19 protein-coding genes are annotated in these 21,333 nt (G+C 60.4%); 5 read left to right on the forward strand and 14 right to left on the reverse strand.

Annotation, left to right across the window (positions count from 1 at the left end; genetic code table 11):
- Window positions 1-125 precede the first annotated feature (125 nt).
- On the forward strand, window positions 126-1,745 hold the full coding sequence (locus FFS45_RS31145) for a YadA-like family protein (protein WP_137958484.1): 1,620 nt from the start codon (window positions 126-128) through the stop codon (window positions 1,743-1,745).
- Between the two features lie 69 nt (window positions 1,746-1,814).
- Here FFS45_RS31145 and FFS45_RS42165 read toward each other — a convergent pair whose 3' ends face one another.
- The 8 genes from FFS45_RS42165 to ugpC form a co-directional block, all read right to left on the reverse strand.
- Window positions 1,815-2,603: a hypothetical protein gene (locus tag FFS45_RS42165; protein ID WP_212745781.1), complete on the reverse strand. Its 789-nt coding sequence runs from the start codon at window positions 2,601-2,603 to the stop codon at window positions 1,815-1,817.
- A 308-nt stretch (window positions 2,604-2,911) separates the two neighbouring features.
- Window positions 2,912-3,073 (reverse strand): hypothetical protein, encoded by a 162-nt coding sequence (locus tag FFS45_RS41925; RefSeq protein ID WP_171029802.1) that lies wholly within the window; start codon window positions 3,071-3,073, stop codon window positions 2,912-2,914.
- Between the two features lie 41 nt (window positions 3,074-3,114).
- The gene (locus tag FFS45_RS31155; protein ID WP_249363007.1) at window positions 3,115-3,498 is read right to left on the reverse strand and encodes an L-rhamnose mutarotase; all 384 of its coding nucleotides are present in this window, start codon (window positions 3,496-3,498) and stop codon (window positions 3,115-3,117) included.
- Complete coding sequence (locus FFS45_RS31160) at window positions 3,479-4,597, reverse strand: mandelate racemase/muconate lactonizing enzyme family protein (RefSeq protein ID WP_137958485.1); 1,119 nt, start codon at window positions 4,595-4,597, stop codon at window positions 3,479-3,481. Before FFS45_RS31160 ends, FFS45_RS31155 begins: the two co-directional genes overlap by 20 nt.
- A gap of 32 nt (window positions 4,598-4,629) precedes the next feature.
- Complete coding sequence (locus FFS45_RS31165; protein WP_137958515.1) at window positions 4,630-5,421, reverse strand: carbohydrate ABC transporter permease; 792 nt, start codon at window positions 5,419-5,421, stop codon at window positions 4,630-4,632.
- Between the two features lie 106 nt (window positions 5,422-5,527).
- Window positions 5,528-6,496 (reverse strand): sugar ABC transporter permease, encoded by a 969-nt coding sequence (locus FFS45_RS31170; protein ID WP_137958514.1) that lies wholly within the window; start codon window positions 6,494-6,496, stop codon window positions 5,528-5,530.
- Window positions 6,496-7,854, reverse strand: coding sequence for a sugar ABC transporter substrate-binding protein (locus tag FFS45_RS31175; protein WP_137958486.1), 1,359 nt, complete (start codon window positions 7,852-7,854; stop codon window positions 6,496-6,498). Before FFS45_RS31175 ends, FFS45_RS31170 begins: the two co-directional genes overlap by 1 nt.
- Window positions 7,855-7,924: 70 nt before the next feature.
- Complete coding sequence (gene ugpC / locus FFS45_RS31180; protein ID WP_137958487.1) at window positions 7,925-8,989, reverse strand: sn-glycerol-3-phosphate ABC transporter ATP-binding protein UgpC; 1,065 nt, start codon at window positions 8,987-8,989, stop codon at window positions 7,925-7,927.
- Window positions 8,990-9,179: 190 nt separating this feature from the next.
- On the opposite strand from ugpC, the gene FFS45_RS31185 reads away from it, so the two are divergent.
- Window positions 9,180-9,989: an IclR family transcriptional regulator gene (locus FFS45_RS31185; protein ID WP_249363009.1), complete on the forward strand. Its 810-nt coding sequence runs from the start codon at window positions 9,180-9,182 to the stop codon at window positions 9,987-9,989.
- A gap of 44 nt (window positions 9,990-10,033) precedes the next feature.
- On the opposite strand, the gene FFS45_RS31190 is transcribed toward FFS45_RS31185, so the two are convergent.
- A complete protein-coding gene (locus FFS45_RS31190; RefSeq protein ID WP_137958488.1) occupies window positions 10,034-11,311 on the reverse strand; it encodes an MFS transporter in 1,278 nt (425 codons plus the stop codon).
- Window positions 11,312-11,880: 569 nt separating this feature from the next.
- On the opposite strand from FFS45_RS31190, the gene FFS45_RS31195 reads away from it, so the two are divergent.
- Window positions 11,881-12,138 carry a DUF4148 domain-containing protein gene (locus FFS45_RS31195; protein WP_137958489.1) on the forward strand — a complete coding sequence of 86 codons (258 nt, stop codon included), beginning with the start codon at window positions 11,881-11,883 and terminating at the stop codon, window positions 12,136-12,138.
- A gap of 376 nt (window positions 12,139-12,514) precedes the next feature.
- On the opposite strand, the gene FFS45_RS31200 is transcribed toward FFS45_RS31195, so the two are convergent.
- The 4 genes from FFS45_RS31200 to FFS45_RS31215 are packed head-to-tail and all read right to left on the reverse strand — an operon-like array spanning window position 12,515 to window position 16,054.
- A complete protein-coding gene (locus tag FFS45_RS31200) occupies window positions 12,515-13,354 on the reverse strand; it encodes a heavy metal-binding domain-containing protein (RefSeq protein WP_212745782.1) in 840 nt (279 codons plus the stop codon).
- Between the two features lie 24 nt (window positions 13,355-13,378).
- Window positions 13,379-14,305, reverse strand: coding sequence for a heavy metal-binding domain-containing protein (locus FFS45_RS31205; protein ID WP_171029803.1), 927 nt, complete (start codon window positions 14,303-14,305; stop codon window positions 13,379-13,381).
- Between the two features lie 38 nt (window positions 14,306-14,343).
- Window positions 14,344-14,712 (reverse strand): hypothetical protein, encoded by a 369-nt coding sequence (locus tag FFS45_RS31210; RefSeq protein WP_137958491.1) that lies wholly within the window; start codon window positions 14,710-14,712, stop codon window positions 14,344-14,346.
- Between the two features lie 55 nt (window positions 14,713-14,767).
- Entirely contained in the window at window positions 14,768-16,054 is a 1,287-nt protein-coding gene (locus tag FFS45_RS31215; RefSeq protein ID WP_137958492.1) for a toxic anion resistance protein, read from the reverse strand.
- Between the two features lie 582 nt (window positions 16,055-16,636).
- Between FFS45_RS31215 and FFS45_RS31220 the strand changes: the two genes are divergently transcribed.
- Both FFS45_RS31220 and FFS45_RS31225 read left to right on the forward strand, forming a co-directional pair.
- Window positions 16,637-17,674: a bifunctional nicotinamide-nucleotide adenylyltransferase/Nudix hydroxylase gene (locus tag FFS45_RS31220; protein ID WP_137958493.1), complete on the forward strand. Its 1,038-nt coding sequence runs from the start codon at window positions 16,637-16,639 to the stop codon at window positions 17,672-17,674.
- A gap of 82 nt (window positions 17,675-17,756) precedes the next feature.
- A complete protein-coding gene (locus FFS45_RS31225) occupies window positions 17,757-19,190 on the forward strand; it encodes a nicotinate phosphoribosyltransferase (RefSeq protein WP_137958494.1) in 1,434 nt (477 codons plus the stop codon).
- Window positions 19,191-19,363: 173 nt separating this feature from the next.
- Here FFS45_RS31225 and FFS45_RS31230 read toward each other — a convergent pair whose 3' ends face one another.
- Window positions 19,364-21,244: a serine hydrolase domain-containing protein gene (locus tag FFS45_RS31230; RefSeq protein ID WP_249363010.1), complete on the reverse strand. Its 1,881-nt coding sequence runs from the start codon at window positions 21,242-21,244 to the stop codon at window positions 19,364-19,366.
- Between the last annotated feature and the right edge of the window lie 89 nt (window positions 21,245-21,333).

The raw sequence follows: 21,333 nt of genomic DNA on the forward strand, positions 1-21,333 counted from the left end.
TCATGATGGCTTACACAGATTTTCGGACTGGTCATGCCCAATCTTTGTTTTCTGTTTCGATTACTAATTTTATCAATTACACCATCGCACAGTTAGTCTTTTCATTAAATTAAGGAATACAAATCATGATAAAAATTCTGTATTTCACATTGAAAGGAGCTCCGGGCTGCAGCGTTACCGAAAATCCGAAGGCGAGAGGCCGCGGAAATCACGCCGTCACGAATGCAATCGCGGTTGCTGTGATCGCACTCGCTGCAAGCTGCACGAAGGAAGCGTCAGCATGCAATATTGCGGTCGGTGACAACGCTTCGGGCAACGCGAGCCTGGCATCGAACTGTTCGGGGAACGCGGCAGCGAATACCGGTGGCCCGGCTGGAACGAGCGCGGTGGCTGGTGGAACTGGTCCCAACAACATTGCCATTGGTACGGGGGCGAACGCCAACGATACGATCGCCTTGCCTGATCCGACTGGTTCCGTGGCGATCGGTTATACCGCGTCGGCCACGAGCAGCAACACTATCGCTATTGGCACGAACGCCAAGGCGACGGGAGTCTTCAGCGCCGCATTGGGTCCTGCTGCGGTGGCTTCTGGCGACTATAGTTTCGCAGGCGGAAACGGGGCGATCAGTTCGGGTTTCGGCGCCTTAGCTCTTGGTATTGCAACGCAGGCAGCGGGTGCCAGTGCCATAGCACTCGGCTCCGCTGCGCATGCCGCAGCAGCGACTAGCGTTGCAATCGGCGCGCTGTCCTCTGCACTCGACACAAGCGCGATTGCTATCGGTACCGAGGCAAGTGCGACGGCAAGCTCTTCCATGGCGCTCGGCGAGCAGGCAAAAGCAGCCAACACAAATTCTGTTGCACTCGGTGCTCTTTCGGTAACGGGCGCGGCCCGCATTGATGTATCGGCGCAGCAGGTTACACTCAATGGCGTGACGACGATCTACGCCGGTCCCGCTTCGACGGCTGCAGGGGTGGTGAGCGTTGGCACGGCTGGCGCGGAGCGTCAGATCCAGAATGTCGCAGCGGGTGACATCACATCCACTTCCACGGATGCCGTGAACGGCAGCCAGCTCTACGCGCCGGAACAGGCATTCAGCACACTGGCTAGCACGGTGACCGCCGGCCAAGGGTCGTCGTCCGCTGGGAGCCAATCGAATACAGGCAACGCGACGGGCCTGGATTCGACAGCAACGGGCGTGCGTTCCAATGCATCCGGCGCGAACGCGACGGCCACGGGCCAAGGCGCGCAAGCCACGAGTAACAACACGACGGCGTTGGGTCAAGGCAGCGTTGCCTCCAGTTCGGGAACAACGGCGGTTGGCCAGGGCGCGTCGGCGACAGGGGCGAATTCGGTTGCGCTGGGCGTGGGTTCGGTTGCGAATCAGGCGAACACAGTCTCAGTCGGGTCGGCCGGCAACGAGCGTCGCATCACCAACCTCGCGCCGGGGGTGAACGGCGCCGACGCGGTGAACATGAACCAGTTGTGGGGCCTGCAGAACAGCGTGAACCAGGTGGCGCGCAACGCGTACTCGGGCGTGGCGGCCGCGACGGCGCTGACGATGATCCCGGACGTTGACGCAGGCAAGACTATCGCGGTCGGTATCAGTACGGCCAGCTATCAAGGCTACGGAGCATCGGCGATCGGCATGACGGCGCGCATTACGGACAACCTGAAGGTGCGCGCAGGCGCGGGGGTCAGTGCTGCGGGCACGACTTACGGCGCGGGCGTGCTTTACCAGTGGTAAGTGAATGGAGCGCAAAACGGACGTGCAGACATACAATCAGCCCGGAACCCGTGAGTTTTACTGCCGTTGCTATTGAACGGAAATCTCGGCATGGTGAACAGCGTTGACATGCTTGTGATAAGTCACCTGATAAGAAACATGATCCACCCCGTGGAAGTCGCTTTCAGGGATGTAGACGACCGTTTCGCCGTGTGCCGTTTGCCCCTGGCAGCGGCTCGACTTGCCAATGACGTAATCCTTCTCCCTGACGTCAATCCGTCCGTGTCCTGGGGGTTCTGCAATGGTGATCGAAGGTAGCAGGTCCGGACGACATAGACTGTCCCACTCAGCGTGCGATGCGATGACGACCGGAACACCTGCGGACGTACTGCGACGATAGACTTCGTCGGCATTCGGAACGGCGGCGGTCGGTGGGAGAGAAATAGAAGATGATGCAGGTGCCGTCGGTGTACCTTGAAGCCCCCCCGGTTCGGGTTTGAAGGGAGGTGGGCCTATATATACCGTAATTTCATCAGGGTATTCATATGCGGCACCGTTCGCCATATCGATGCCGGCGCCAATCACTCCACCGAACACCGCGTTTCCAAACGCCATCCCTTTGGTTTTGGACGGTATAGTCGCTGAACCATTCTCCTCCCCATCCTTGTGACACTGAATTTCCAGCGCAGCGTACGCCCGGTGTATTTCGATTGTCCCCGGTGTTGTCAGATACCAAGTCCCCTTTCCGTTGGAGAGGCGGCATGATGCCCCCGGTACAGCAGCGGTATCTTTACGGGTTTCAATCGCTACTTTTTGACTGGTCCCTCCGGTGATCGTCGCACAGCCCGTCAATGTTAAAAGCGCCGTAGCTACTGCCACTCTTCTCATGTGTTCCCCGCACCGCATTGAACTGATGATGGAATTTAAGTAATTTCCATCATTATTTAGAATATATCTGGGCTCGAATGAATTTATTCGCACGTAGTATTGGAGCTTGTCTCCACGCCTCAAACCGCTATTTCGCGCTCTCTGGCGAATGGCCAGATTGAATATCTAACACAGCAATGCTGAAATATAGCGCATCGCTCCAAATAATTTGTTAAGCATTGTCATGGCGAATCCACATCGCTCGCTAGTGAGTTTTCTTTCCATGTCAAACCACGGCCGTGAGTATTGTTTTTTGTGATTTACCTGGCGAAATGGTCCACGAGCTTGTGCCGCGAGCCATTTTCCTTGAGCGGGTTGCGCACATGGACATTGCCATTGTCGAACCCGATGATGCCTTGCCAGATCGGGCACAGCACCTGATAGCTTTTTGCCGGTGGCAGACCGCGATGTGCAAGCGCCACGCGCCGAGCTTCTGACGCTCAGCTACTGCAGAGTACTGGAGTCAGTTGCAATCCACCTGTGCCCTCAAACTAAAAACCTCCACCATCGGCTGCCACAACCCCGCCGTATCCGCATCGGCCAGCGCTTTCTGAAACCGCGCCATCAACTGATTCCATTCAACGACACGTGCAGGCGTATCACCCGTCGTCGCAAGCCGCGCAAAGTCGAAATCGTCCTCAGTTTCAAGCAGCATCATCAACCGACTACCGCGACGCCAGATAGTCATATCCTGAATCCCGCTAGCCCGTAAATGCACAAGCACCTCCGGCCAGACCCGCTGGTGATAGCGATCATAGGCAGCAATGGCCGCAGGATCATCCTGAAGGTCGAGCGTCAGGCAATGTCGCATCATCAATTCCCCACCTTCACGCAGCAACCGTGCCATCAATCGACAATTGCAGATGCTGCTGCGCCGATATCGCATCCCAGTCCCACACAATTCCAATGCCTGGCGTCACCGGCGCAACCGCATAGCCGTCCTCTATACGAACACGCTCACCCGTCAGCGTGTCGAGTTGCGGAATGTATTCGACCCATGTCGCATTCGGCACCGCCGCACACAGGCTGACATGCAACTCCATCAGGAAATGCGGGCAGACGGCCATGTTGTACGCTTCCGCCATATGCGCGATCTTCAGCCACGGCGTAATGCCACCGACACGCGCGACGTCGGCCTGCACGATCGCACACGCATCGGCCTTCATATATTCGGCGAACTGGCCAGGGTGATACAGCGATTCACCCACCGCGATTGGCACCGTTGTCGATGTACAAAGGCGCCGGTGCGCATCAACGTTTTCCGCGGGCATGGGTTCTTCCAGCCACGCAAGCCGGAACGGCTCCAACGCGGCAGCGCGGCGCAACGCCTCAGCCAACGTAAATCCCTGGTTCGCGTCGACCATCAACTCGAAACCATCACCCACCTCCCGGCGCACAGCGTCGAGACGGCGTACGTCCTCCGACAAATGTGGGCGCCCTACTTTCAGCTTCGCGCCAGAAAAACCGCTATCCCTCGCCTGCAGCGTCTGCTCGACCAGTTCCTGCTCGGACAGATGCAGCCAGCCTCCTTCTGTCGTGTATGTGCGGATGCGCTGCTTCGCCCCACCCGCGGCGACCCACAGCGGAAGCGCGGCTACCTGGGTATTACGATCCCACAGCGCCGTGTCGATCGCAGCAAGCGCGAGGCTCGTGATCGCACCAACCGCGGTCGCATGCGTATGAAAGAACAGGTCGCGCCAGATTGCTTCAAACGCCGCAGGGTCGCGACCCATGAGCCGCGGCGCAAGATGATCGCGCAGCAACGCCACAATCGAGGAGCCGCCTGTACCAATCGTGTAGGTGTAGCCCGTCCCAACGCTGCCATCGCTGCAGCGGATCGTCACAAGTACGGTCTCCTGCACCACGAATGACTGGATTGCGTCGGTGCGGCGCACCTTTGGCTTAAGGTCGATCTGACGAATCTCGACGGCGTCGATCCTTGTCATCGGTCATATCCTTTTTGAAGTGATGTCCAGCCCTAGCCCTTCACGCCGCCGAGCGTCAGGCCGGCGATGAGATGCTTTTGCACGATGAAGGTCAGGATGATGGCGGGCACGATGATCACAACCGCCATCGCACACATGCCGGCCCAGTCAACCGTAAACTGTGCGGTGAAGTCCATCAGGCCGACCGGCAGGGTCTTCGTATCCGGGCTGCGGCACAGTTGCGTCGCGAGAGCGAATTCGTTCCAGCTCGTCAGGAATGCGAAGATGCCCGCGGACGCGATACCGGAGCGTGCCAGCGGCAACTCGATCTTCCAGAATGCCTGCCAGCGGTTGCAACCGTCTATCAGCGCGGCCTGTGACAGTTCGACAGGCACCTCGCGAAAGAAGCCGTCGATCAGCCAGACGGTAAACGGCACATTCATCGCCAGATAAACGATGATCACGCCAATGCGTGTGTCGAGCAGCCCGGTCCAGGCCCACAACATGAAGATGGGCAACGAGAGCGCAATGCCGGGAATCGCCCGCGTCAGCATCAGCAGCACGAACAGGAGATTTTTGTGGCGAAACTCGAAACGCGCGAACGCGTAACCTCCCATAACACCGACCACAAGCGCAGCCGCGGTGCTCACACACGAGATGATGACCGAGTTCAGGAAGTACTGGCGAATCGGCAGCGACGCCATCTGGCCGAAACCGAGCATGCTGAGGAAGTTATCAAGCGTGTAGCTGCTTGCTACGAACGGTGACTGGTTAGAGAGAATCGCGACATTCGAGCGAAACGCGTTGAGCACCACCCAGAGGCCCGGCAGGCAGACAATTGCCATCACCGCGAACACGCCGGCCCACAATCCGCATCGCTTCGCGCAGGATCGCAGCGTGGCCCAGCCACTGGCATCGCCGTCGCGACGGAGAAGAAAGTTGCTCATGTTCTCAGCCCATATGCCGGCGTGCGGCGTTCAGCTTGCGAAAGAAATACACCGTGAAGACTATCGACACGATCACCGAGACATACGCGATCGCGTTCGCATAGCCCATGCGCGAATCGTCGTAGGCAATGCGGCCGACCATCGTCCACAACAGTTCTGTGCGTCCACCGGGGCCGCCGTTGGTCATGATCCGCACAATGTCGTAGGCGCGGCCTACGTCGAGCGAACGGATGGTCATCGCGATGTAGATGAACGGCATCAGATACGGCAGTGTCACGTAGCGGAACGTCTGCCAGGGCGTGCAACCATCCACCTTCGATGCTTCAATCGGATCCTTCGGCAACGCCATGAGCCCGGCGAGCAGGATGACCGTGAACACCGGCGTCGAATTCCATACTTCAGCCACGATCAGCGACGCTAACGCCGAATGAGCGTCGACGAGAAAGGGAATGCTGCCCTTCACACCGAACAGCGAATGCAGCAAACTGTTGACCACACCTGTACTGTCGTTCAGCATGAACTTGAACTGAAAGCCCACGAGCACCGGCGAGAACATCATCGGAAACATCATGATGGTGCGCAGCAGGCGTTGTCCGGTGGTCACCGCATTGAGCAGCAGCGCGATGCCAAGGCCGAACAGCATTTCGAGATTCAGCGCAATGGTCAGAAACAACACCGTGCGTGCAAACGCGGCCCAGAAGTCCCCGTTTGCGAACGCGCGCAGATAGTTGCGCCAGCCGATGACGTGCCCGAGCGTATCGGGATCCGTCAGGTTATAGGCCGTGAAGCTCGTGTATAGCGAGAAAAGCAGCGGCAACACAACGACAATCGCCACCGAAAGGAACGCCGGCAACAGCATCTTGAACGGCAGCGCAAGACGCGCGCGTGCCACTTCAACGATCCCCGCTACCGGGCTGGCGTACTGCGTGCCTGGTCGTATCTTTTCACGACCTCGCTGTTCGGCGTTGTTCATCATTCGCTATCGGCCGTATCCTGCATGATGTCCGACACTCGCTTCGCCGCATCGTCGAGCGCCTGCCTGGAGGTCTTGTCGCCGATGATCGCCTTTTGAAGTTCCGGCCAAAGCGCATTCGAGATCTCGTTCCACTGCGCGATACGCGGCGGCGTAAATGCATCGTTTTTCGCCGCCGCACTAAACACATCAATCGCGCTTGCCATGAAAACGTCGTGCTTTGCTTCGAACTCCTTCTGTACGTCGCGCTGTGCGTCGATGCGCGAAGGAATCGATCCAAGGCGTGCTTCAACCATCTGCGAATCGTGGCTCGTCAGGAACTCAATGAAACTCGCCGCCACCTCCGGACGGTCGCACGTCCTGGTAATCGAGAAGCTATGCGAGCCGGACCATCCTGGCCTGCGATCGCCTGCGCCCAGCGGTGCACGCACGACGCCGACCTTGCCCGCGATTTTCGACGTCTTGGGATCGTTGTAGAAGGATGCGAAACCCGGCCAGTCCATGTCGAGCGCAACCTTGCCCGCGGCAAAGTTGTTGCCGAGGTCATCCCACACGTAGTTCGGTGCACCCTTCGGCACCGCCCCCACCTTGTAGAGATGCACAAACCAGTCGAGTGTCTTTATGCCTATGGCCGAATTGAACGCAGGCTGCATCTTCGCGTCAAGCAACTGCCCCCCATTGGCGACCAGCAGGGAATAGAAAGTGCCGGTCAGCGCCTCGTCCTTGCCGGGAAACTGCGTGCCGAAGAAATCGGGGGTCCTGGTGAAGAAAACGGCCTGCTGCGTGAATTCCGCGAAGTCCTTCGGCGGCGCGAGCGGCTTGCCAAACTGTTTCTGATAGGCGGCCTGGTTTGCAGGATCGTCGAATGCTGCCTTGTTGTAGTAAAGCGCCTCGACATCAACCGAGCGGGGAATCTGCACAAGATGCCCCTTGATTTCCGACTGCTTCATGAGGTTCGGCGCGAACTTCGCAAGATAGTCGGCGGGAAACAGGCCCTTCAGGTCACGAAAGATCGGATATTGCGCGGAAAAATTCGTGTGATTCGACGAGACGCAGTAGTCGATATGATTCGCCGCGATGTCCTGCTTCAGCTCACGATCGAGTTCGAAATGACTCTTGCGCGAGATAATCTCGACCTTCGCGCCAGTCTGCTTTTCCCACAAGGGAATGCGCGTATAGAGAGCCTCGTATTGCACACCGCCGATCAGCTTCACGCGTAACGTGTAGCCTTGATACTCACCGTCCGCGTGTGCGATGCCTGAAGCAACCACGCCCGCAAACACAAACGCAAACACCGATAGCGCGAGGCGCAATCCCGCCCCACGCCCGCCTCTGCTCGCCCTGCTGGAACTATGCATGCCTGTCTCCTAGGTTTGGACGCCGGGTTGCATGGAAGGCGCCGCTAGTTTTCGTACGGGCAGGCAGCCCCTACCGAAGCCGACGCCCGCTATCTGGATCGAACAGAAAAATCTTCTCGGGTGCGACGCGCAGCGACGTCACCGCACCCGCTTGCAGCGTGGTCCGGCCATTGCAGATCACACAGCACCGTTCGCCGGCAACGGTGCCAAACAGTTCGGTCGACGCGCCCGTAGGCTCGACGACGTTGACCGTGAATGGAATGCCACCCTCCCCCTCTGGTTCGAGATGCTCGGGACGCAACCCGACCGTCACGCGGGAGCTTTGCGGCGCGTGGACAATCGGGGCGGCTATCGTCACATCGCCAATGCGCACCCGCGCACCATTCGATGTTCGTTCGTAGTAGCCGCCAAAAAAATTCATTGCTGGTGACCCGATAAAACCGGCTACGAACAGATTGTCGGGATCGTCGTAGAGATCAAGCGGTGCGCCAATCTGCTCAATGACACCGCCATTGAGCACGACAATGCGGTCAGCCATCGTCATCGCCTCGATCTGGTCGTGCGTGACATAGACAGTGGTCGCCTTCAGACGCTGGTGTAGCCCGCGAATTTCCGCGCGCATTTGCACACGCAGCTTTGCGTCGAGATTGGATAGCGGCTCGTCGAACAGAAACACCTTGGGGTGGCGCACAATTGCGCGCCCCATCGCGACGCGCTGGCGCTGGCCGCCGGACAGATGCCGTGGATAGCGATCAAGCAGATCATCCAGGCCGAGAATCGCCGCCGCCTCACGGGCACGCCTGTCGATCTCGGCTGGTTTGAGTTCGCGCAACTTCAGCGCAAAGGTGAGGTTCTCCAGCACGCTCATATGCGGATAAAGCGCGTAGTTCTGGAAAACCATCGCAATGTCGCGATCTTTCGGCGGCAGGCTGTTGACCGCACGCCCGCCGATCAGGATACGTCCGTGCGTCACCGCTTCCAGCCCGGCGAGAGCCCGCAGCAGCGTGGACTTGCCGCAGCCACTCGGGCCAACCAGCACGAGAAACTCGCCATCGCGAACAGTCAGATCGACGTGCTTGAGTACCTGCACCGCCCCAAACGATTTCTGCACCTGCTCGAACGCCACTTCGGCCATTGCCAGTCTCCGGATTGACTGTATGATTGCTGGACTTAATTTTATTCATGAAATTAGATTTTACGAATAAAAGTTGCTAGGTACTTTCCCGAGCGTGGCAAGCACACGGGATCGGCATGCCCAAACCGCACTAAAATCGGTGGGCCGGATAACGCCCGTTGGCGCATCCTGTGCATACCATTGAGGAGAGATGTTGGACACCGCACGCTATTCAGCGCCCGCGCTCGAGAAGGGCCTCGACATCATCGAACTGCTGGCCAATCACCCGGAAGGGCTTTCGCTGATCGAGCTCTCACGTGCGCTCGGGCGCACGACGGCAGAGATTTTCCGGATGGTCGTTACGCTGCAGAACCGCGGCTATCTGATCGCCACCGACGAGCGCTATGCACTCTCGCTGCTGCTGTTCCAGCTTGCGCACCGGCATCAGCCCGTGCGCTCGCTCGTTTCAACCGCGCTACCGCTGATGACGCAACTCGCCAATGACGTGCGCCAGTCCTTCCACCTCAGCGTGTATCAGGCTGGGCGTGTGCTGATCGTCGCAGGCGTCGAGAGCCCCGAGCGCTGGGGGTTTTCACTGAAGGTCGGGACGTTGATCGGTATGACCGATACCGCTTCCGGCCAGGTATTGATGGCATTTCAACAGGCTCCGGAACGCGAGCGCATGCTTGCACTGCACGAGCCGGTGGAGGGCGAGCTGGAGGTTGATCGCGAAGTACTGGCAAACGACCTTGGATTGATCCAGCAGCGCGGCTTCGCGCGCATGCCGAGCCGGCAGGTGAAAGGTGTGCGCAATCTGGCCTACCCGGTGTTTGGCCGCTACGGCCACGCAATCGCCGCGCTGACGACCCCCTATATCGACCGGATCGACAACACCAAGGTGCCGTCGATCGCGGAAGTCGGCGTTCGCATGAAGGAAGCCGCGGGAACCCTGACTACCTTGATGGGGTTAGACGTTTATTGGGAAGCCGCCGTGGAGAACAAGGACACGGGCGCGCAGTAGCGCCAGCATCAGGTAACCCATCAGGCAACGCATCAGGCAACCCGTCAGGCAACCGCAAGCCGGCGCCGCTCCACCAGCGCCGGCCGCACCAGACTCCAGATCAGCGCGGCGCCAATCAGGTCGCCAAAGCCCAGCGCCACGAAGAACGGCGTGTAGCCGATGGTCATCACCAGCGCGCCCATGACCAGCGTAAAGCCGAGGTTGCCGATCCCTGCGGTAAGTGCCGCGAAGCCTGTCACAGTCGCGACCTCATGGCGCGGGAACAGGTCGGCTGACATCGAGATCACCGTCACCGAAAGCGTCTGGTGCGCAAAGCCACCGAGGCACAGCAGGAAGATCGCCATGGCCGGATCCTTCACATAGCCGACCCCGGCCATCGCCGTCATCAGCAGCGCGCCCAAAGTGAAAACCACCCGCTTTCCATTCACCAGCGGCAGGTTGAAGTGCCTGTTCAGGAAGTACGAGATCGAACCGCCCATCAGACAACCGATATCGGCAGCAACAAACGGCAGCCACGCGGTCATCGCAATCGCCTTCAGGTCGAAACCGCGCGCCTGATGCAGATAGAGCGGCATCCAGAACACCAGCGTGCCCCACACCGGATCGGCAAAGAAGCGCGGCAGCGCAATGCCCCAGAAGTTGCGGTTGCCGAAGATCTCGCGCAGATTCGGTTTTGAACCGTCTTCAGCGAGACCCTGCTGCTTGCCGTCGACAATATGAGCGGCCTCCTTCTCGCTCAACGCAGGATGTGCGCTCGGATGACGATAGAACGCGATCCACAGCACCGCCCAGACAAAACCGATCCCCCCGGCAATCACAAAGGCTGTTTGCCAGTTGTACTGAAGAATGGCCCATGCGATCAACGGCGGCGCGGCGATGGCGCCAACCGAAGTGCCGATGTTGAAAATGCCCGCGGCAATGCCCCGCTCGCGCAACGGAAACCAGAATGCGGCGAGCCGCATGCCGGCCGGAATGAACGAGGCCTCGACCAGGCCGAGCATCCCGCGCAATATGAAGAGCCCTACCCAGCCGCTGGCGAGACCATGCGCCATGCAGATGCACGACCAGGCGAGGCCGCACAGCAGAAAGCCGAAGCGCAGGCCGATCCGGTCCATCAGATAGCCGGTGAGCGGACCGCCCAACGGATACATGACAAGGAACGCCCCGGTAATCCAGCCGTACTGACTGGTGGAGATGTGCAGACTCTGCATGACCGTCGGCGCGGCGACGCTCAACGAGCTGCGCGCCAGGTAGTTCATGACCGTGCCCAACGACAGCAACGCGATCATCCACCAGCGCAACCCTCTGACCTTGATTCCCATGATGGTGTCTCTCTCCAGTCCGTCTGTTGTTTTATACGTACGGCACGCGCCGATGTCTGTCTCAGAAACGAAGACATCGTATGTCCGTCAACCGGTCTGGATCAAGCAATAGATTACGGGTGTTTACCCGATGACTTCAGTTAAATAGCCACTCGAAGCCCTACATCACATAGCTTGAAGGGGTGTCTTGTCTTATGTTGTACGACAACTCAAGAGACTCTGCCGACAACTTCCACCGGGCCGCCAGTTGCTTTACCTGTCTTGCCGCGACCGGCCAAGCTTCGGCCTATCGTCGCCCGGAATGCCGGCGCAACTCCCCATTTCGCTGATTGCGCTTAACTGGAACCGTTCACCGTCAGAGAGACCCAGCCAGGCTGGTGTAGCTAACGCAGTCGTTTTGATTGCATGAGGTCATGTTCACTCGCCGGATCACCCACCGAGCCGGTTTAAAAATCTCTTCATTTTCCTGCTCCGGTTGCGATAGGGCCCGCGCCTTATTCTGCCTCTCAACGGACAACCCATTCACTTGACCCGGTTGCCCCAGACCGTCCACGCATGGAGATGAATTGATGAAGCGCATGACACTCGCCGCCCTCGCCGGATTACTGGTTACCAGCGTGCTCACCAGCGCGGCGTTTGCCCAGTCCAACCCGGCCCCGAGCGATGCCGCAACGACCGCCCAGGCCCCTCAGCAAGGCCAATGGGCGCCCCCGTATGGCCAGCCGCTCGCCGGCAAGACGCGCGCCCAGGTGTATCAGGAACTGGTGCACGCCGAACAGGACGGCCAGCTCGCGTATCTGAACAGCACCGTGTACGCGCACCACTGACGCAGTCTGACGCTCAACTTCAGCCGCGGCATCAACCCTTCTTGCGGTCACGCGTGATACCGCTATCAGGGCGCGCGCTGATTCGCTTTCACGCCTCTATAGAACTGCCGGGAACCATGAAAATGCGGACATTTATCTTGCGATCAGTGCGGCTCGCCGTGTGCGTCGCCGCGGGTGTAACACTGTTTGGATGCGCGTCGCTGCAAGGGACCGCTAACGGCCCGGGCGATTGCGTGGGACCGCCCGATTTCTGCACGCCGTTCTTCGGCTCGTAGGAGCGCTTGCGTAGCCGCGCCGCCGCCAATGCCTCAGGTTCAAGCTCAGGTTCAACCTCAGGCGGCCGCGGCGGCCCACTCCACAGACACGGCCGGCGCTATCAATCGTTCACTGACAGCACCAGCGTCGGCGCCGGAATATCCTTCGCCTCGATCTCGACATTCAGCGGCGCGACCGCCGTGCCGATCGCGAAGAACTCGATCACGTGGCTTTCCCAACGGTACGATTTTTCATGAATGATCGTGCCGATCACGCCTTCGGCTTTGGCGGTCTGCGCTTCGACCTGCATGCGCTCGATGGCCAGTTCACGCGCGCTGTAGATCGCCTGGGTGAACTGCTCCAGTTCGACGTTGCGGCCCGCCTGGTTGAAGGCCTTCAACATGCCGCGATGCGCGACGTGGTACACGCAACTGCCCATTACGAGTTCGATAGGCCGGTAACCTGAATTCAGCAGCGTGTAGAAATCCTGGCCCGAGAGGTCCGAGGTAAACGGACCGCCGTCATGCGCCCTGAAACCCTTGGTGTCGTGGTTGTGGACCACGCCCGTGCCAATGGCAACGAACTCGAGTATGTCGGCATCCCACTCGACATGCTTGATCTCGAGGCGCACGCCCACAATACCGTCCGCGCCCATGCCGCGCGCTTCCTCGCGCATGCGCGACATGGCCAGTTCGCGGGCGTGATACATCGCCTGCGACAGCACCTCGAGTTCCTGGTTCTTGTTCCAGGAGCCGTACTGGATGCCGACGTGGTAGATGCTGCTGCCCACGCACAGGCCGATCGGTTCGAAACCGGCCTTGCGGACCAGCAGAAACTCGTTGACGGACAGGTCGGAGGTAAACACCGAGGTCGGGTGAGCCGCGCTGCGCAGCCCCTGAAGACGCGCCTTGGCATTCGCGGGAAGCTGGGCGGTGACGTCTTGCATCGTGGTTTCAGCCATGTTTGTCTCTGGTTGGAAGAAGGTTCAGATACCGTCGCTGTATGCGTTGTGATGTTCGGAGGTGGAGCGCAGGTTGTCGGGCTTGTCGCTGAGATCCAGCACGAACTCGACGTTGTGAGGCACGGCGACGCCGCGCGGGCAATCGACCACCGTGCCCATCACAATGTGCCGCCCGAGCAGCGGCGAAGTGTCCTCGTCATCGTCCCTGCGAATCAGCTGGCTAAACTGCAACTGTGCGAGCACGCCCGAACCCTGGCGGGCCGCGTCCGCACGCAGGTCCGCATGTGCGTTACGGCGGATCCGCTCCCAGAACGCCGTGCTCTGCAGCAAAGGCTGATTGCCGCGCCAACCGACCACGCTGTAATCGAGTGCGCCATTGCTCCACTCGAAACGCGCGCCAACCGCCAGTCCCACGGGGACGATTCCGGCCTCCAGCAACTGGATGAATTCCAGTGCCGGCACGGTCGAGATGATCGGCGCCGGACTCGGCGGCAGGCCTTCGATGCGCACTGCCGTGCCGACTAGCGAGTAGTCCATGCTGTTTTCGAGGTACAGGTCCACGGTCACCATCCTGACGTCGATCACAGCATTCGCGCCCAGGGCAACCGCTTCCGCTTCGAGCCGCTTCAAGGCCGTGCGCCAACCCTGTGCGTGCCCTTCGGTCCACGAAAAACCATAGTGCATCCAGCAGGTGGCCGCGATAGGCGCGATCATCCTCAGCCCGTGGCTGCGCGCCAGAGCCATCTCCGGCGCGGTGAGCGTGGAGACCCACGGCAGCGTGCCGCTCTTCGAATCCGCGAGACGCTGATGCACCATATTCGGCACGCCCTGCGCGTCGAAGAAATCCGGCGCCGGGCCGCTTGGCGCACTCGAACTTGCGCTCTTCGTATTCGTCGCATTCGTCGTATTCGGCCCGTCCTTGCCTTTAAACAGCGAACCCAACCAGCTCATCTGCATCTCCTGCGAAATTGTTGTGTGGGTTGTGTTGGTTAAAGCCCGGCCAGCAGTTCGCTCATCGCACGGGCTTTCTCGGTGCGTTCGCGCACATGCGTCATCAGGCCGGTCATCCAGGTGTGGGGATCGACCTCGCGGGTCGAGAGGACCACCCCTTTGACCTTCTTTTCGACTTCAGTGGCAAGGTGCTGGCCGTCCTTGAGGCGCATTGCGTAAGTCTCGTTGTCAAAGGCAACGCAAACACCGACAATTTCCTCAGTTTTCCGAAACAAACCGTGTCGCAGCCGTTGAACCTCCGCATGGTTCGGCAACGCTTCCGCCAGGATCAGTGCGAAGCGCGACAGGAAGGCGGCGCGATCTCCTTCGGCATGGCGCAACCATGCAGCGGCAAGATCGAAGCTCAACGGCGCAGCGCCTCCCGTGTGGCCGCCGTCAAGGTCATGAGTGGATTCGGACACGTCACGCTCCCGGCGGCGCGGCAAGCGCCTGGGCCTGCACCCCGCGCATGCCTTCCACCAGCTTGTTGCGCACTTCAATCAGCTTTTGCTCGCGCTCGCGATCCTGCGCGAGAACCTGCTGTTCGATGGCAAGCACTTCCTTCATCGTTTCGATCGACTGCGCTGCCGCTGCCGCCAACGCGTCCAGATTGCGCGGGTCGCCGCCCAGGCTGCGCGCCGCGTCGACTGCCGCGTCGTGGGCGCCCTGCACGGCCAGTGCAGTGATGCGGCGGGCCGCCTCGTCGAGTTTTTCGCTTTCCTCGCCGGCGCGGCGCGTATCGGCTTGCACGACGGCCTGTGCCGCCACCGCCATCAGGCGCGGAATCGTCACCATGATGCCGGTCGTAAGCTTGCTCACGCGCGTCTCCGCCGCCTTGCGGTTGGATGCAATCAGCGGAATCAGCGTCGCGGCGGAAATCATCGCCTCGCGAAGATCGGCGATCCTGCCGCGGAAATTCCCGAGCGTGTTGCGATAATCCATCGCAATGGCGGCATCGCCCGCCGTGTTGGTGCGCAGGGCCACCTGACGCAACTGTTCCGCTTCGCTAACGCCGCGCTCCAGCGCCAGCTGCATCGCGGCAATCCCGATCGAGAGGTCGCTCACGCCCTGGCGCACTGCCTTCGACTGCTCGTCGAGTTGCTGGATGGTAATCATCAGATCGGCCTTGGTGCGCCGCGCGCGCGCCTCTTCGGCATCCATCAGGCCAAGAAAGGCCTTGCGGTTTTCCTGGAACGACTTGACCGCGCCATGTGCGACCTTGCCGAGACGCCCCAGTTTGCTGAGAAAGCCGCCAACCTTCGGCGCGGCCTCGTGGACTTCCTCCTGAAGCTCCTCGATGCGCAGGATCTTGATGCCGTCGATCACGGCTGCGGCAATGCGGCCGATCTCGCCCGCCTCGCCCACGGTGGTGTCGGCGAGCAGCCGGCGCGACGCGAGAGCGAGCGGCTGCAGCGCGTTGTCGACGAAGCTCAAGGTGGTGGTGGTGTCGTCGAAGCGGATGCCGTCGGCCAGCTTCTGCGCTGCCGCACGCTGTTGCGGCGCAAGCGAACCGAGATCGACCAGCCGCTCGGCAGGCGGCATGGGCGTCAACACTTCGGCAGGCAGGTTCGAGACGGCAGCCGTCTCCGGTACAACCTGCAGCGCGCCGGTTTCAGCGGGTTCGCTGGCGGCGCTCAGGAAGGCCGCCAGGTCCAGTGGCGAGTCAGTGGCAGTAGGGCTGGACGGATCTTTTGCAGTGGGATCGCTCATGGGAAACCGGACGGTAATTTGAAAAGTGAGCTGGGAAGTACGCTGAAAAGCTGATCGTGAAGCAAGCCGGGAATCAGATCGGAGAATAGGGAAAAATTGCGGCTCTATCTCGACAAACCGGAATATTGCATAGCAAGATAATTTCAACCTTTAAATTCGGTCAATCGGCTGCCTATCTCCGACCGCTCGCATCTGCCGCCTGTCATTCAGATGGCTTGCGATAGCGTCGCATAACGCGAGTTGCCAGCCGCATTAATTTTCACGCTCCTCCGAAGGCACAACAGCATAAACCGGAATCGACTCACCAGGAATGGGCTGCGACGGATCAAAACGCGAACCCGTAAGGGATTTATAAGCAAAATCGCCGCTGCATATGCAAAATGAATGACAAGAACGTCTTCTGACTTAAAGATGTCATGGTTAATTCACGGTATTGGCACAAGCGCCACCCTGCTTCACAGATAAGATGCACCGTTTTCAGTCAATGCAGTAAAAACGTTTGACGCCGCTACAATTTCAGACGTAGCATTTTGACATGGCTAAGGGACAGACCCGCCGCCGTCAATCTCTTGAGGGATTCTCATGAGCACGTTGTCCAGGCGCTTCGATGCGCTTATTTTCATCGGTCGTTTTCAACCTTTGCATCGCGGTCACGTCGAAGTCTTGCGGCGCGCGTTGAGTCTCGCGACCCAGGTCTGCGTTCTGATCGGTTCCACCGACCGGCCTCGCACCGTCAAAGATCCGTTCTCGTTCGACGAACGCCGCCAGATGATTACGTCTGTGCTCGCTCAAGACGAACGCGAGCGCGTCGCCATCGCCGCCGTGCAAGACTCCACGTATAACGACAGCGACTGGGTACGCTGGGTCCAGGACGCGGTTGCAGCCGAACTGGGCGACACCACTGGCAAGAAGATCGGCCTGATCGGCCACGAGAAAGACGGCTCGTCGTACTACCTGCGCATGTTCCCGCAATGGGAACTCGTCGAGGTCGACGCAAGCGAAGACATTTCCGCCACCGAGATTCGCGACCAGTTCTTTGCCGAGCGTAGCAACAGCTTCGTTTCATGGGCCGTTCCGGCTCCGGTGTTCGATTGGCTCGAGCAGTTCCGCACGCGGCCCGAATTCCTGCAACTGAAATCCGAAGCGGAGTTCATCGCGGCCTACAAGAAAGCGTGGGCGGCCGCTCCCTACCCGGTCACCTTCGTCACGGTCGACGCGCTGGTCGTGCATTCAGGCCATATCCTGCTGGTACGCCGCCGCAGCGAACCGGGGCGCGGCCTGTGGGCCCTGCCCGGCGGCTTCGTCAACCAGGACGAGCGGCTCGAAGCGGCCTGCGTGCGCGAACTGCGCGAGGAGACCGGTCTCAAGCTGCCGGAACCGGTCATGCGCGGTTCGCTGAAGGACCGTCAGGTGTTCGATCACCCGCAGCGTTCGGCGCGTGGGCGCACCATCACGCATGCCTTCCTGTTCCATTTTCCGGTGGGCGATCTGCCGCGCGTCAAAGGCAGCGACGACGCCGACAAGGCGCGCTGGGTGCCTTTGAACGTGTTTGCGCAGATGCGCAACGTGATGTTCGAAGATCACTTCGACATCGCCTATCACTTCCTCGGAAAACTTTGATTCGTTCTTGATTCGTTCTTGATTCGTACCACCCGCCGGGATAGACCCGGCGGCATCTCAACGGCATAGAGGAGCTCTAGCCATGCAAACCACTCTCCGCAGTTTCGCCTCCGTCCTCGCCAACCCGATCCTCAACACGGACTCGTACAAGGCCTCGCACTACCTGCAATATCCGCCGCAAGCCTCGGCGATGTTCTCGTACATCGAATCGCGCGGCGGCTGCTACGATCGCACGTTGTTCTTCGGCTTGCAGATGCTGCTCAAGGAATACCTGTGCCGCCCGGTCACCCACGCCATGATCGACGAGGCGAAGGCGTTCTTCGCCGCGCACGGCGAGCCGTTCAACGAGGCCGGCTGGCGCTATATCGTCGCTCAGTACGATGGCTATCTGCCGGTGCGGATTCGCGCCGTGGCCGAAGGTTCGGTGGTGCCGACGCACAATGTGCTGGTAACGGCAGAGTGTGAGGATCCCGAAGTATTCTGGCTCGCCTCTTACCTCGAGACCATGCTGCTGCGCGTCTGGTATCCGGTAACCGTCGCGACCCAAAGCTGGCATCTGCGCAAGACCATTCGCCGTTATTTGCAAAAGACCAGTGACGACCTCACGCAACTGCCGTTCAAGCTGCACGATTTCGGCGCACGCGGCGTGTCGAGTGCGGAGTCGTCGGCTATCGGCGGCGCGGCTCACCTGGTCAGCTTCATGGGTTCGGATACGGTGCTCGGCGTGGTAGCGGCAAACCAGTTTTATAACGAACCGATGGCGGCGTTCTCGGTACCGGCCGCCGAGCACAGCACAATCACGGCCTGGGGCCGCGAAGGCGAAACCGATGCTTATCGCAACATGCTGCGGCAGTTCGGCAAGGAAGGTGCGATTGTCTCGGTGGTCTCCGACTCCTACGACCTGTTTGCCGCACTCGACCTGTGGGGCACCCAGCTGAAGCAGGCCGTGATCGACTCGGGCGCGACACTCGTGATCCGGCCGGATTCGGGCGACCCGCTCACCATCGTGCTGCAAACCCTGCGCGCACTCGACGCGTCGTTCGGCTCGACGCTCAACAGCAAAGGCTACCGCGTGCTCAATCATGTGCGCGTGATCCAGGGCGACGGCGTCAACGCGCAATCGATCGAAGCGATTCTCGCCGCAATCGACGAAGCCGGCTATGCCGCCGACAACCTGGTGTTCGGCATGGGCGGCGCCCTGCTGCAGCAGGTCAATCGCGACACGCAACGCTTCGCCATGAAGTGCTCGGCGATCCGCGTTGGCGCGACATGGCAAGGCGTCTGCAGGGATCCCGTGACGGACGCCGGCAAGCGTTCGAAGAAGGGCCGTCTCACGCTGCTGCGCAACCGCCGCACGGGTGAATACCGCACCGTCGCATTGCCGCTCGCATGGGACGACCACCGGGTGGAAGGCGAATGGGACGAGGCGCTTGCCACGGTGTTCGAGTCGGGCAAGCTGCGGGTCGACGATAGCTTCGCCGCGATCCGGGGCCGGGCTCATGCGGATGAAGCCTGAGTGACTGCAAGCAGAAGCGGCGGCGGGAGCGGGAGCGCAACCGCTGCGCCCGCACTCCGCCGCTCAGGAGCGTGACGCGACTACAGCAAGCCGCTTGAAGATTTCCTCGCCAAGTTCAAGGTTCGGCACGCCTCCCGCAACGCTTGCGCCGCACTTCGGACCGCCGCGCTCCGTCAAGCCTGCGCATATATCGAACTCCCCAATGTCACCGTGCTGACGTTGTTCGCGGACGCGAAGCGGATCTCATAGAGATCCCGGCCGAAATTGCCGGGCACTTTCACCGACATGCCTCCCCGGTCGTCCGCGAGCGGTACGAAGAGCTGGTAGCGAAGATCGTTGTTTCCGAACAGGACATAGCCCGGCAGTTCGGTCAGGGTGGTCAGAATGGCCGGGACGTTGCCATCGAGAACCAGTGGTACGGACGTAGGCGACTCGTTCGTCACGCTCCATTGCGTGCCGATGCGCTGCTGCCAGGCGTTGTCGAGCGGAGCGAGCGCGGCGAGCTGCTGACCGAGCGGCAGGGTGAGCCAGGCGTAGCCCGCGCCGGGCGCGACCCGCTTCATGAGGTAGCGATAGCTGAAGGCGCTGCCGCTCTCGTCGGTTCCAGTGGCGAGCGCGAAACGATATGACGCGGACGCATTGCTGTCGTTCCACCACCACCCGTCGCTGCGGTACTGGAATGCGCCGGGGCCGACCTGCGTCCAGGCATGCGTGGCGCCATCCCACTGATTCAGTTGCAGGCTGCCGTCGCTGTTGGCGATCACCTGAAGCGGTGCATCGAAGTTACCGTAGATGCCGGCGGCGCTGGCTATTCCAGGACCGGTTGCGATCGGTGGAATGGCGCCGGCCACCGGGGGCGGCAGTGCGCTGATCGTGCCGTCCTCCTGCAGCGCGGACAGCACGATGGTCTCCGCGAGCTTGCGCGCATCGTAGCCCGAGTTGCCGGTCAACATCAGTGCCAGTTGCGCCTGCGGCAATACGAAGAATTCGCTTGTGAAAAACGCGGTGCCGCCGTCCTTTTCCCATGCAAGTACACCGGCAGCAGCGACGCCGGGTTGCAGGACGGAATCCCACCCGAGCCCCCACCGCCACTCGGGCGACGGATTGATCAGCAGTCCCCCTGTCTGGTCGGTGCCCATCTGCGCGAGTCCCGCCGCAGACGCAATGCGTTGCCCTTGAAACACGCCTGCGCCGAGAAACATCGCCGCGAGATTCATCATGTCGCCTGGTGTCGAACTCAGTCCGCCGGTAGCGTATGCATTGACGAACTCCTGATACTGCGTGCCATTGGCATAGGGATACGCGAACGAGCCGCCACTCGGCACACTCGTGAGATAGCTGGAATTTGTCATCTGCAACGGCGCGAGGATATTCGCCTCCACGAAGCTCGCGTAGCTCTGCCCGGTCAGCGCCAGCACAATCTGCTCGATCATCGTAAAACCGTCGTTGCAGTACACCGCCAGTTCACCCGGCAGATGCTTGAGATGCGTGTTCGCCAACTCGGCCTGAGTGTCCGCCGCATAGCCTGGAATCGGTGCGAATGTGAAGAGGTTGCGCGCATTCGTACCGGGCAGGCCTGACGAGTGCGACAACAGATGGCGGGTCGTGATCTGCGCGTATTCGGGCGACAGCATCGTAAAGGTCGGCAGATACTGGATGATCGGCGTGTCGAGCGAGATCAGCCCGCGGTCCTGCAGGATGACGGCGGCGAGCGCCGCAATCACCTTGCTGACCGAGCCGATATTGAAGCGGGTCTGAGTCGTGGCCCTGGTCTGGTCAGGCACCGACGAAACGCCGAATGCCTGCTGCCAGACCACGTTGCCGCCCTTGAGCATGGCGACCGAAATAGCGGCTACCGGATGTTCGGGATCGCTGATTGCCTGCTCGATCGCCTGTTGGCCCTGTGCAATTGTCTGCTGATAGGGAGTGGGGTTGACGCTATCGCTGCCGCAGCCGGGCAGTAACATCGCAAGCATGCCGGCGCCGGCGAAGCCGAGAAATTCCCGGCGCCCCGCACTGGATGGTTTATCGTTGTCGCGGTCAGATCGGAGCACGGCTGTTCTCCCTGTTGTTGTTCCAGAGCCAACTGCTGCGGTTTCTGCGCTTTCGCGATGAATTATAGCTTCCGTTTCGGCGTTGTCAG

The organism is Burkholderia sp. 4M9327F10, assembly GCF_005503145.1.
Classification (GTDB): Bacteria; Pseudomonadota; Gammaproteobacteria; order Burkholderiales; family Burkholderiaceae; genus Paraburkholderia.

Coding starts and splice junctions, on each gene's coding strand:
- FFS45_RS31185 (WP_249363009.1), top strand. CDS start 9,180: ATGTTGGACACCGCACGCTATTCAGCGCCCGCGCTCGAGAAGGGCCTC.
- FFS45_RS31190 (WP_137958488.1), bottom strand. CDS start 11,311: ATGGGAATCAAGGTCAGAGGGTTGCGCTGGTGGATGATCGCGTTGCTG.
- FFS45_RS31220 (WP_137958493.1), top strand. CDS start 16,637: ATGAGCACGTTGTCCAGGCGCTTCGATGCGCTTATTTTCATCGGTCGT.
- FFS45_RS31145 (WP_137958484.1), top strand. CDS start 126: ATGATAAAAATTCTGTATTTCACATTGAAAGGAGCTCCGGGCTGCAGC.
- FFS45_RS31225 (WP_137958494.1), top strand. CDS start 17,757: ATGCAAACCACTCTCCGCAGTTTCGCCTCCGTCCTCGCCAACCCGATC.
- FFS45_RS31205 (WP_171029803.1), bottom strand. CDS start 14,305: ATGAGCTGGTTGGGTTCGCTGTTTAAAGGCAAGGACGGGCCGAATACG.
- FFS45_RS31195 (WP_137958489.1), top strand. CDS start 11,881: ATGAAGCGCATGACACTCGCCGCCCTCGCCGGATTACTGGTTACCAGC.
- FFS45_RS31200 (WP_212745782.1), bottom strand. CDS start 13,354: ATGGCTGAAACCACGATGCAAGACGTCACCGCCCAGCTTCCCGCGAAT.
- FFS45_RS31160 (WP_137958485.1), bottom strand. CDS start 4,597: ATGACAAGGATCGACGCCGTCGAGATTCGTCAGATCGACCTTAAGCCA.
- FFS45_RS31175 (WP_137958486.1), bottom strand. CDS start 7,854: ATGCATAGTTCCAGCAGGGCGAGCAGAGGCGGGCGTGGGGCGGGATTG.
- FFS45_RS31165 (WP_137958515.1), bottom strand. CDS start 5,421: ATGGCAATTGTCTGCCTGCCGGGCCTCTGGGTGGTGCTCAACGCGTTT.
- FFS45_RS31170 (WP_137958514.1), bottom strand. CDS start 6,496: ATGAACAACGCCGAACAGCGAGGTCGTGAAAAGATACGACCAGGCACG.
- FFS45_RS31155 (WP_249363007.1), bottom strand. CDS start 3,498: ATGGCACGGTTGCTGCGTGAAGGTGGGGAATTGATGATGCGACATTGC.
- FFS45_RS31215 (WP_137958492.1), bottom strand. CDS start 16,054: ATGAGCGATCCCACTGCAAAAGATCCGTCCAGCCCTACTGCCACTGAC.
- ugpC (WP_137958487.1), bottom strand. CDS start 8,989: ATGGCCGAAGTGGCGTTCGAGCAGGTGCAGAAATCGTTTGGGGCGGTG.